The organism is Xanthobacter sp. BG11Y11_SDJG (genome assembly GCF_057364445.1).
Window position 1 is genome coordinate 1 of the sequence record NZ_JBNFNU010000127.1, and the last position, 10,510, is coordinate 10,510.

A 10,510-nucleotide genomic window follows, 5' to 3' on the forward strand; every position below is an offset into this window, starting at 1 on the left:
GCCCCGCCGCCGGGCGCCCGCGCCTTCCGCCGCCGCGCCGGGAGACACCCGCCCGGTGATCGTGCTCGATCCCGGCCATGGCGGCATCGACAGCGGCACCACCGGCCGCAGCGCGTTCGCCGAGAAGGCGATCGTGCTGGAGACAGCGCTGGCGCTGCGCGACAAGCTGGAGAAGGCGGGCACCTACCGGGTGGTGATGACGCGCACCGAGGACGTGTTCGTGCCGCTCGGCGAGCGGGTGCGGATCGCCCGCGCCAGCCGCGCCGCTTTGTTCGTCTCGCTCCATGCCGACGCGCTGGCGGCCGGCGACGGCCAGGCGCGCGGCGCCAGCGTCTATACCGCCTCCGAGACCGCGAGCGACGCCGACGCGGCCACCCTCGCCGAGAAGGAGAACAAGGCGGACCTCATCGCCGGCGTCGACCTCTCCGACGAAAGCGACGAGGTGGCGGGCATCCTGGTGGACCTCGCCCGGCGCGAGACCCGCAACTTCTCTTCCTTGTTCGCACGCTCGCTGGTGGGCCAGTTGAAGGGCGCGGTGCGCACCCACCGCACGCCGCTGCGCTCCGCCGGCTTCAAGGTCTTGAGCGCCCACGACGTACCCTCGGTGCTGGTGGAACTGGGCTACATGTCCACCCCCGCCGACCTGAAGCTCCTGACCTCGGATGCATGGCGCGACCGCGTCACCGACGCCATCATGCAGGCGATCTCGGACTTCTTCGCGCCGCAGCTGGCCGGCGCTTCCGCCCGCGCCGCGCAAAAGGTACCGTAGCGGCAGGCTGCAGAAGCGGGCGGAAGCGTCGCGCTTGTCGCGAAGCAGCCACGTTTGGCCACCATAGAAGTGGCCGGATTCCCTTCGGCGACGGCGGGAGTGGCGCGCGGTCGCGCCGATGTGACGGAGCGCAAGGCCGCGGCCGTCGGGGAGCAGCACTTTGTCCTTCGCAGCGCGGCGATCTCGCGCTATGGCGATGCAGGGTCGGCAAGCGGCGGGTTCCGGCCCGCAGGAGGAAGGCGGGACGATGCGGGTGCTGTTGCGGTTCTTCGGGTTCATGTTCGCGCTCGGCACCCTCGTCCTCCTGGTGGGCGCGGCGGGCGCGACCTATTTCGTCTGGAAGTATTCCCAGGACCTGCCCGATTATTCGCAGCTGCAGAACTACGAGCCGCCGGTAATGACGCGCGTGCACGCCGCCGACGGCGCGCTGGTCGCCGAATACGCCAAGCAGCGCCGCCTCTACATTCCGATCCAGTCGGTGCCGAAGCTGGTGATCGAGGCCTTCCTGTCGGCCGAGGACAAGAACTTCTACGAGCACGGCGGCCTCGACCCGACGGGCATCTTCCGCGCCGCGAGCCACTTCCTCCAGAATTACGGCAAGAACGTCCGGCCGCAGGGCGCCTCCACCATCACCCAGCAGGTGGCGAAGAACTTCCTGCTCACCAACGAGGTCTCCCTTGATCGCAAGATCAAGGAGGCGCTGCTCGCGCTGCGCATCGAGCGTGCCTATTCCAAGGACCGCATCCTCGAGCTCTATCTGAACGAGATCTATCTCGGCATGGGCGCCTACGGCATCGCCGCGGCGGCGCTGGTCTATTTCGACAAGTCGGTGGACCAGCTCAACGTGCAGGAGGTGGCCTATCTCGCCGCCCTTCCCAAGGCGCCGTCCACCTACAATCCGTTCCGCGACCGCGACCGCGCCATCGACCGCCGCAACTGGGTGATCGATCGCATGGTCGAGAACGGCTTCGTGTCCACCGCCGACGGCGAGGCGGCCAAGAAGTCGCCCTTGACCGTCACGCCGCGCGCCACCGGCGCCCAGGCGGAGGCGGCGGAATACTATGCCGAGGAGGTGCGCCGGCAGATCTACGAGCGCTACGGCGAGCGCAAGCTCTATGAGGGCGGCCTCTCGGTGCGGACGCCCTTGCGGAGCGACCTCCAGGTGGCGGCCCGCAAGGCGCTGACCGAGGGCATGATCAAATATGACGAGGCGCGCGGCTGGCGCGGCCCCATCACCCACTTTGAGCTCGCCGGCGTCGACTGGGGCGTGAAGCTCGGCGAGGTGAAGGAGTTCGGCGACGTGCCGTGGCGCATCGCCGTGGTGCTCGACGTCAACAAGGACAATGCCCGCATCGGCCTGCAGCCGCGGCGCGAGAAGTCCGGCCAGCGCTCGCACGAGCGCGTGGTGGAGCTTTTGCCCGCCGACGGCGTCAAGTGGACCCGCAAGGCGCTCAACCAGGTGGTGAAGCCGGGCGACGTGATCTATGTGGAGCCGTTCGCCAACCGGCCGGGCCAGTATCGCCTGCGCCAGATCCCGGGGGTCGAGGGCGCTATCGTGGTGATGGATCCCACCACCGGCCGCGTGCTCGCGCTCACCGGCGGCTTCTCCTACGACGAGAGCCAGTTCAACCGCGCGACACAGGCCATGCGGCAGCCCGGTTCCTCGTTCAAGCCGTTCGTCTATGCGGCGGCGCTGGACAATGGCTACACCCCGTCCACCATCGTCATGGACGCCCCGTTCGAGCTGGAGCAGCAGGGCCAGGCCACCTGGCGGCCGGAGAACTATTCCGGCAAGTTCTACGGCCCCCAGACCCTGCGCTTCGGCCTGGAGCAGTCGCGCAACGTGATGACGGTGCGGCTCTCCAACGACGTGGGCATGCCGATCATCGCCGACTACGCCAAGCGCTTCGGCATCTATGACGACATGCCGCCCTACCTCGCCATGGCGCTCGGCTCCGGCGAGACCACGCTGCTGCGCATGACCGGCGCCTACGCCATGATCGCCAATGGCGGGCGCAAGGTTACGCCGTCGCTGATCGACCGCATCCAGGATCGCTACGGCCACACCATCTATCGCCACGACGAGCGCGAATGCCGCGGCTGCGATGCCGCCAAGTGGCAGAACCAGCCCGAGCCGACGCTGATCGACCGGCGCCCGGTGGTGCTCGACCCCATGACCGCCTACCAGATCACCTCCATGATGGAAGGCGTGGTGCAGCGCGGCACCGGCACCGCCTTGAAGGAGCTGGGCAAGCCCATCGCCGGGAAGACCGGCACCACCAACGACGAGCGCGACGCCTGGTTCATCGGCTTCACGCCGGAAATCGTGGTCGGCGTCTATCTCGGCTACGACAAGCCGCGGCCCATGGGCAAGGGCTCCACCGGCGGCGTCCTCGCCGCGCCGGTGGTGCGCGAGTTCCTGCGCACCGCCATCGCCGACCGGCCCGCCATCCCGTTCCGGGTGCCGGCCGGCATCAAGCTGGTGCGCATCGACCGCAAGAGCGGCCAGCGCACGAGCGCCGGCGACGGCAACGCCATCCTCGAGGCCTTCAAGCCCGGCACCGCCCCGCCGGACGGCTACAACGTGGTCTATTCGGACGGCACCGTGACGCCCGAGGCCGACCGCGCCGTGCGCTCCGGGACCGGCGGGCTCTACTGAGGGCGCGGTCCAGGCGGGTCCGTGCCTTGCCGCATCTCCCGCGCGCGGCCATCGCGCGCCGCAGGAGAGGTATCTCGCCGCCGCATCCGCCCTGCGCGGGGCGCGCTGCAACCCTGACCTAACCGAAAGCTGTGCCCGCATGACGTTTTCCCGTTGCGGGAGGCCGCGCGGCTGGCGCAAATTCTCAACCGGTAGGGTCTGGTTCGAGGTTGGAGGGATGCTGGACCATGACGAGTTCACCAGGGTCACCGACCTGATCTACGAGGCTGCGGCGGTTCCCGAACTCTGGCCGCGGCTGCTGGACCTGTTGTCGGCCCGCATCGACGGCGTCGGCGGCGTGCTGTTCACCGCCAACGTGGCGGGAACGCGCTGGACCGCCTCGTCCACCATCCAGCCATTGTTCGACGACTTCGTGCGCACCGGCTGGCACGCCCGCAACCCCCGGCCGCAGCGCCTCGCCAGCGCCAACCATGCCGGCTTCGTGCGCGACAACGACTTCTTCACCGAGGAGGAGATGGCAGCCGACCCGGTCTATAGGGACATCTACCGCAAGAACGGCCTCGGCTGGGCCACCGGCACCATGCTCCAGGTGCCCAGCGGCGACGCCATCATCTTCAGCTTCGAGAAGGCCCACGCCAAGGGCGTGGTGGACCTGCAATCGGTGGCGATGCTCGACACGCTGCGCCCTCACCTCGCCCGCGCGGCGCTGCTCGGCGCGCATTTCGGGCTCGAAAAGGCGCGCGCCATGGCCGAGGCGCTCGCCGCGTCCGGTTTGCCGGCGGCGGTGCTGCGCGGACGGGGCAGGCTTTATGCGGCCAATGCCCGGTTCGAGGCGCTGATCCCGGATCTCCTGCTCGACGCCCCCCAACGTCTCGCCGTCACCGACAGCGCCGCCGACCGCCTGTTCAGCGACGCCCTGGGCGCCGTGCTCGCCGGGGGCGCCAGCGCCTTCTCCATCCCGGTGCGGGCGCAGGCCGAACGCAAGCCGCACATTCTCCACCTCATTCCCATCCGCCGCGCCGCCAACGACATCTTCGACATGTCCACCGCACTTCTGATCGTTACGCCGGTGGATCGGGGCGTGGTTCCGAGCGCCGATGTGCTGGCTGGGCTGTTCGACCTGACGGCCGGCGAGGCGCGGATTGCCCGCGCGATCGCCCAAGGCGAGACCGTGGACAGCGCGCCGCGTCGGCTGGGATATCGCGCGAGACCGTCCGCACCCACCTCAAGCACGTGCTCGCCAAGGTTGGCGTCAGCCGACAGGCGGATCTCGTGGCACTTCTCTCCGGCGCCGCCTTCGACTAGCTCCGGTGCGACGGGCTTGGCCCTGCTGGAGGAAATAGTCACAGTGCCCCCGCCGCCACCGCCGGCTTTTGGAAAGGACAAGGCCTTGGGACACGCCCTATCGCTGTCCGCAGCGCGACCTCGGGCGCGCCGGATGGTCGCCGTCGCCGCCGGGGTCCTCTTCAGCGTCTGGGCTGGTCCTGACGCCCACGCCCACGGCCCCGACGGCGCGCCGCCGGCACCGCCCGCTCTGGTCGCGCCCGTGCGTCAGCTGGACGTGCGCGGGGCGTTCGAGGGCAAGGACGAGGCGAAGGACATCAGCGCCATCGCCTGCGGCACCCAGGCCGGGGCGGCGGTGCGCGCCTGCCTCCTGGTCAGCGACGGCGTGCGCCATGTGCGGCTCGTGACCGTCTCGGCGGACGCCGTCACGCTCGGTTCCGCCATCACCCTGGTCGCCAAGAAGGACGAGGCCGGCGCGCGCAACAAGGAGGTGGACGCCGAAGGCGCCGCCTTCGTGCGGGTGGGCGATCGCGGCTTCTATTACGTCACCGGCTCGCACGGCGCCTCGCGCGGCAGCGGCAGCTACCAGGGCGCGCGCTTCGGCCTGTTCCGCATCCCGGTGGATCCGGCCACCGGAAGGCCGGCCTTCGGCGGCTTCGACGGACCCCGACCGGCGCCGGAAGTGGCGCGGACCGGCGTCCTGGAGGATCTGATCGCCGCGGTGCCGGAGCTTGCGGCGCAAGCCTGCCGGCGCGACGGCCCCTGCCTGGGGCTCGATGCCGGCGGAGTGAACATCGAGGGCCTCGCCGCCAAGGACGGCGACCTCTATTTCGGCCTGCGCGCGCCCACCCGCGACGGCCGCGCCGTCGTGCTGCGCCTGCCGGCGGCGGGTCTGTTCGACCCGGCGGCGGCGCCGGCCTTCAAGCCGGCGGTTCTGCGCGCGCGGCTCGGCGCGAATTTCGGCATCCGCGACCTGGTGGCGGTGGCGGGCGGCTTCCTGATCCTTGCCGGGCTCGATGTGACCGAGCAGCCGGGCCTGTCCTATCCGAGCGTGGTGCATTTCTGGGACGGGGTCGGGGAGGCGACGCGCCCGCTGGCGGTCCTGGCCTCGGCCCATCCCATGGCCAAGGCGGAGGGCCTGCTGGTGCTCGCCGACGCGCCCAGCGAGGACTACCGGCTCCTGGTCGTGTTCGACAGCGCCGCCGGCGGCGCGCCGGCGGAATACCGGGTGCCGCGCCCCTGACGCGCCCTATTTCGGCACGCCGTTGATGACGAACAGCGCATCGAGGAACTGGTCCGGCGGAAACGCGCCGAACGAGCGCGCATAGATCTGCCGGATGCTCTCGGTGCGGTAGAGATTGGCCAGCGTCGTGTCCACCAGGAGGCGGAACGCCTGGTCGCCGCGCGGCATGGCGAGGGCGTAGGTCTCGAAGGTGAAGTACTGCTCCGAGAGGGTCAGGTTGCCGCTCTTGGAGCGGGTGCGGATGAGATAAGCGAGGATGCCGCGGTCGCCGAAATAGGCGTCGAGCTTGCCGTCCGCCAGAAGGTCCAGGCCCTTCGGGTGGTCGTCCACCAGCACGATGTCGGCGGGAATGCGCATCTGGGCGAGGGTGGTGCGCAGGGTCTCCTCGGTGGTGGTGCCCTTGAGCACGCCCACCTTCTTGCCCTTGAGGTCCTCCAGCCCCTTCACCGGCGTGCCGCGCGTCACCACGCTGGCGCCGTCGAGGAAGGTGGGCAGAGAGAAGTCCACCAGCGCCCGGCGCGACATGGTCATGGAGGTCGGGTCGCACAGGATGTCGATCTGGCCGTTCTTCACCGCCTCGAAGCGGTTCTCGGCGGTGATCATCACATAGTCGATCTTCAGGCTCGGCAGCCTCAGGTGCTGCTTCACCGCGCCCGCCACCTCGCGGCACAGATCGACGATGTAGCCGGCCGGCTGTCCGCCCTGTGCCGCAAAGGAATAAGGCGGAGCGAAGTGGCGGTAGCCGATGCGGAAGGTCTGGCTCTCCGCCACCCGCTCCAGCGTCTGCGCGCCTGCGGGGGCGACCGCGCCCGCCAGCATCAGCGCCGCCGCGCCCACCAATGCGCGCACCATGGTCTGCCTCATGGTCTCCCCCGACCCGTTTTCCCGGCGCGCCGTGGCGTCGGCGCTTGCTTTGCCGTCGCCTCTAGCATGCACCCGCGGGGCGCCCAACGCCAAGCTTGACCTTGAGGCGTCGCGCTGGCCGATCCGCGGTCCGTCAGCCGCGGGGCAGGGGGGCGACTTTCATGGTGTCCTCGCCCCGGTGGAGGGCGATGGCGAGCCGGAAGCTGGTGCCGATGCGTTCGGCGAGCGCGATCACCCGGTTGGCATCGGCGGGCGCGAACACGGCATCGGCGGTGGTCCGGAACAGCTTCAGCCAGCGGGCGAAATGGGTGTCGGTCAAATCCGGCATGCGCAGATGCGGCGGCAGCGGCCGGCCGTCATAGCGCGCGGTGCGCAGCAGCACCGAGGACCAGAAGTCGCACATCTTGGCGAGATGCACCGGCCACGCTTCGGGCGCGATCTCGCGGCCGAACACCGGGCCGAGCAGGGTGTCGGCGCGCACCTGATCGTAGAAGCCGTGCACCAGCCGGTGGATGTTCTCTTCCGTGATGCTAGCGCCCGCATCGGCCAGGAGGGAGCGCGCAGGGGGCATCCGGGTTTGAGGGGACTCGCTCATCGCACCATCCTTCCTGCGGCGCCGGGCCTGCGCAAGCCGGGATCTCGCGGCGGGCATTCCTGTGGGGCCGCCGCGGCGGCGGCAATGCGCCAGATCAATTCCGCCGGCGGCGGGTGCGGTGGCCCGGCGCCTTGCAAATCGGGCGGCAATATGGCTCTTGGGCGCGAAGGCTGGCCCTTGGGCGCAGCCGTGGTGTTGGCGCGGTCGTCGGCCCGCGCGATGGCCGGAGGCATGACATGATCGATTTCGCCGAGCTTCGCCGCGGCATGGTGGACGGCCAGGTGCGCACCAACGACGTGACCGACCACCGCATCATCGCCGCCATGCTGGAGATACCGCGCGAGCGCTTCGTGCCGGCCAGCCTGAAGTCGCTCGCTTATATCGACGACGACCTCCAGATCCGCGCCGCCGGCGCCGGCGCGGCGCCGCGCTTCCTGGTGGAGCCCATGATCCTCGCCCGCCTGGTGCAGCTCGCCGACATCGAGGCGGGCGAGCATGTGCTCGATGTGGGCGCCGGCACCGGCTATTCCTCGGCGCTGCTCTCGCGCCTCGCGCAGCAGGTGGTGGCGCTGGAGGAGGACCCGGACCTCGCCGCCGCCGCCACGTCCACTCTGGCCGAACTCGGGGTCGACAACGTGGCGGTCATGCAGGGGCCGCTCGCCGCCGGCTGGGCGAGCGAGGCGCCCTATGACTGCATCCTGATCAATGGGGCGGTGGACGAGGTTCCGGCCGCGCTGTTCGCGCAGCTGAAGGAGGCGGCCGCCTGATCTGCGTGGTGGGCGGCGGCGGCGCCGGGCGCGCCTGCGTCTTCACCAAGGTGGCGGGCCAGCCGAGCGAGCGCATCGCCTTCAATGCTGCCGTACCGCCGCTGCCGGGCTTCGAGGCCGCGCCGCGCTTCGTTTTCTGAGCGACCTGTGGCCCGATTGCCGCGGTGCTGCGAAAAGCGCCGTGGCATCGAACCGATCGGTTTCGCCGGCGCCAGCGTGCGGATATCTTTCCAAAAGTTACCGCACGGCACAGCCCACGACGGGGGCTGCTGCGCGCCGTGTCGGACCAGGAGAACTCGATGTCGTTTGCGACGAGCATGCGCCGACCGGCCCTGGCCTCCGGCCTGGCCTTCCTGGCGCTGGCCGCGCTCGCCCTTCCCGCCCGGGAAGCCGCGGCGCAGACGCTCGATCAGGCGCTGGCCCAGGCCTATGTGAACAATCCGACCCTCAATTCGCAGCGCGCCGGCACCCGCGCCGTGGATGAGACCGTGCCCCAGGCGCTGTCGGGCTACCGGCCCACTTTGTTCGCCACCGCCTCGGCGGGCGTCGAAACCGCTCGCTCCCAGGCCCAGGGCGTGTCGACGTCCGGCACCTTGTGGCCGCGCCAGTTCGCGCTCACGGCGACGCAGACCATCTTCAACGGCTTCATCACCGCCAATTCCACGCGCACCGCCGAATCGCAGGTGCGCGGCTCGCGCGAGACGCTGCGCAACACCGAGCAGACGGTCCTCCTCAACGCCGCCACTGCCTATATGAACGTGATCCAGGCGATCGCGCTGCTGGATCTGCAGAATCAGAACCTCGCCGCCCTGCAGCAGGAACTGCGCGCCACGCGCGACCGCTTCAATGTGGGCGAGGTGACCCGCACCGACGTCGCCCAGGCCGAGGCGCGGGTCGCCGATGCCCAGTACGGGGTGAGTCAGGCGGTCGCCAACCTGTCCTCCGCCAAGGCGGTCTACCGGCAGGTGATCGGCGTCGAGCCCGGGCGTCTCGTGTCGCCGGGCGCGGCGATCGAGGCCATGCTGCCGCGCAATCTCGGCCAGGTGGTCACGGCGGGCCTCAACCATCACCCGGCGGTGAAGGCCTCCGAGTTCGCCGTCGATGCCGCCATGTTCCAGGTGAAGGTGGCCGAGGGCGCGCTGATGCCCAACCTCAACGTCCAGGGCCAGCTCTACCAGACGTATGACAGCTCTGCGGCGGTGGACAGCGCGCGCGCCGCCGAGGTGACGCTGAACCTGTCGGTGCCGATCTATCAGGCGGCGTCGAATACGCGAACATCCGCCAGAACAAGGAGCTGCTCACCCAGGCCCGGATCGAGGTGGACGTGAACCGCGACGCCATCCGCGCCCAGGCGGTGCAGTACTGGGGCGCGCTTGAGGCCTCGAAGGCGCAGATCGAGGCGGCCCAGTCGGCGGTGGCCGCCAACACGCTCGCCCTTGAGGGCGTGCGCGAGGAATGGCGCGTCGGCCAGCGCACCACGACCGACGTGCTGAACGCGCAGCGCGACCTCACCAACAGCCGGTCGGCCCTGGTGACCGCCCAGCGCGACCGCGTGGTGGCCGGCTATCAGCTGGTCTCCATCATCGGCAAGCTCGATGCGATCTCGCTGCGGCTCCGGGTGAACGTCTACAATCCCACGGTGCACTACAATCAGGTGCGCGACAGCTGGGCCGGCGTTCGCACCCCCGACGGCAAGTAAGCTGCAACCAAATAAAGCCGGATAAAGAGCGCCCGTGCGGGTTGCGACACCTATTCCGGATGCCATAATTCCCCAAGTTACAGGTGATTCTGGCGTCCGGTCGCGTTTGCCAGCGCGAGGGTCGAGTGACGTCTCCGGCCGAGGTGTCGAGACATGTCTGCAAGCCCCAAGCTCCAAGAACCTTCCATGGACGAAATCCTCGCCTCCATCCGCCGGATCATTGCCGACGACGAGCTGACCTCCTCGCCGCGGCGCGCTGCGGCGGAGGCCCCGGCGCACCGCTATGACGAGGAGCCGCCGCGCGGCGAAGTGCGGCGCTGGGAGCCGCGCGCCGAGCGCCGGCCCGCCGCTCCGCGCCAAGACGGGCGTGGTCAGGACGGGCGTAATCATGATGGGCGCGCTCAGGACGGGCGCCGACCGGATGTGCGCGGGGCGGATGCGCGCGGCATCGATCCCGACGACGTGTTCCCGCACGACGCGGAGCCGCCGCTGCCGGATTTCGACGGCCTCGACGCGCTCCAGGAACTGGATGCGCACCTCGCCGATCTCCGCGCCTCCGAGGAGCGGGCCGCCGAGCGCCGCGCCGAGGGGCGGCAGGAGGCGCGCCAAGAGACGCGGCAGGATGGCCGC

General features: G+C 70.1%; 7 protein-coding genes and 2 pseudogenes. 7 read left to right on the top strand and 2 right to left on the bottom strand.

Features of this window, described 5'->3' with window-relative positions; translation table 11 throughout:
• The 3 genes from AC2W7M_RS12335 to AC2W7M_RS12345 all read left to right on the top strand — a co-directional run.
• A partial coding sequence (locus AC2W7M_RS12335; protein ID WP_486132609.1) for an N-acetylmuramoyl-L-alanine amidase family protein occupies nt 1–769 on the top strand: 769 nt, incomplete at its 5' end.
• 247 nt (nt 770–1,016) lie between these two features.
• A complete protein-coding gene (locus tag AC2W7M_RS12340; RefSeq protein ID WP_486132610.1) occupies nt 1,017–3,428 on the top strand; it encodes a penicillin-binding protein 1A in 2,412 nt (803 codons plus the stop codon).
• A 217-nt stretch (nt 3,429–3,645) separates the two neighbouring features.
• Entirely contained in the window at nt 3,646–5,955 is a 2,310-nt protein-coding gene (locus AC2W7M_RS12345; protein ID WP_486132611.1) for a DUF3616 domain-containing protein, read from the top strand.
• 6 nt (nt 5,956–5,961) lie between these two features.
• Here the strand turns inward: AC2W7M_RS12345 and AC2W7M_RS12350 are convergent, their stop codons facing one another.
• Together AC2W7M_RS12350 and AC2W7M_RS12355 are read right to left on the bottom strand one after the other, a co-directional pair.
• Nucleotides 5,962–6,819, bottom strand: a complete 858-nt coding sequence (locus AC2W7M_RS12350) for an amino acid ABC transporter substrate-binding protein (protein WP_486132612.1) — start codon at nt 6,817–6,819, stop codon at nt 5,962–5,964.
• A gap of 133 nt (nt 6,820–6,952) precedes the next feature.
• Nucleotides 6,953–7,414, bottom strand: coding sequence for a group III truncated hemoglobin (locus AC2W7M_RS12355; protein ID WP_486132613.1), 462 nt, complete (start codon nt 7,412–7,414; stop codon nt 6,953–6,955).
• A 236-nt stretch (nt 7,415–7,650) separates the two neighbouring features.
• On the opposite strand from AC2W7M_RS12355, the pseudogene AC2W7M_RS12360 reads away from it, so the two are divergent.
• From AC2W7M_RS12360 to AC2W7M_RS12375, 4 genes and pseudogenes are all read left to right on the top strand, one after another.
• A pseudogene (locus AC2W7M_RS12360) lies at nt 7,651–8,321 on the top strand (protein-L-isoaspartate O-methyltransferase family protein).
• Between the two features lie 159 nt (nt 8,322–8,480).
• Entirely contained in the window at nt 8,481–9,509 is a 1,029-nt protein-coding gene (locus AC2W7M_RS12365; protein ID WP_486132614.1) for a TolC family protein, read from the top strand.
• A complete protein-coding gene (locus AC2W7M_RS12370) occupies nt 9,506–9,880 on the top strand; it encodes a hypothetical protein (RefSeq protein WP_486132615.1) in 375 nt (124 codons plus the stop codon). Before AC2W7M_RS12365 ends, AC2W7M_RS12370 begins: the two co-directional genes overlap by 4 nt.
• A 186-nt stretch (nt 9,881–10,066) precedes the next feature.
• Nucleotides 10,067–10,510 (top strand): annotated as a pseudogene (locus tag AC2W7M_RS12375) (hypothetical protein); the annotation flags it as partial.

What these genes read in the sequence shown, in the direction of transcription:
- AC2W7M_RS12350 (WP_486132612.1), bottom strand. Translation starts at nt 6,819, where the DNA reads ATGAGGCAGACCATGGTGCGCGCATTGGTGGGCGCGGCGGCGCTGATG.
- AC2W7M_RS12340 (WP_486132610.1), top strand. Translation starts at nt 1,017, where the DNA reads ATGCGGGTGCTGTTGCGGTTCTTCGGGTTCATGTTCGCGCTCGGCACC.
- AC2W7M_RS12345 (WP_486132611.1), top strand. Translation starts at nt 3,646, where the DNA reads ATGCTGGACCATGACGAGTTCACCAGGGTCACCGACCTGATCTACGAG.
- AC2W7M_RS12365 (WP_486132614.1), top strand. Translation starts at nt 8,481, where the DNA reads ATGTCGTTTGCGACGAGCATGCGCCGACCGGCCCTGGCCTCCGGCCTG.
- AC2W7M_RS12355 (WP_486132613.1), bottom strand. Translation starts at nt 7,414, where the DNA reads ATGAGCGAGTCCCCTCAAACCCGGATGCCCCCTGCGCGCTCCCTCCTG.